This window comes from Ruegeria sp. G10, assembly GCF_056533645.1.
In genome coordinates, this window is record NZ_JBQFOQ010000036.1 from 1 (window position 1) to 546 (window position 546).

General features: G+C 60.8%; 1 protein-coding gene. It reads left to right on the forward strand.

The window, feature by feature from the left end:
• The coding region (locus ACR0KM_RS20995; protein ID WP_480865573.1) for a zinc-binding dehydrogenase at positions 1-546 on the forward strand (546 nt) is incomplete at both ends.

Consider the following 546-nt stretch of genomic DNA (forward strand, 5'->3'; position numbering starts at 1 on the left):
ACTGCCTGCATCCCAAGACCAACCTGTGTCAGGCGATCCGGACGACGCAGGGGCAGGGACTGATGCCCGACGGCACGTCCCGGTTCTCGACCTTGGATGGTGATCCGATCTTGCACTATATGGGGTGCTCGACCTTCTCGAACCATACGGTTTTGCCGGAAATTGCGCTGGCCAAAGTGCGTGAGGACGCGCCGTACGACAAGATCTGCTACATCGGCTGCGGCGTGACCACCGGTATCGGAGCTGTCATCAACACCGCCAAGGTCGAAATCGGTAGCCGCGCCATCGTGTTTGGTCTGGGTGGTATCGGTCTGAACGTCATCCAGGGCCTGCGTCTGGCCGGAGCCGATCAGATCGTCGGCGTCGATCTGAACCCGGCCAAGGTCGAGATGGCCACCAAGTTCGGCATGACCGATTTCGTGAACCCCAAAGAGGTCGAGGGCGATCTTGTCCCTTATCTGGTCGATCTGACCAAGGGCGGCGCGGATTACACCTTTGACGCCACCGGCAATGTGGGCGTGATGCGCGACGCGCTGGAATCGGCGC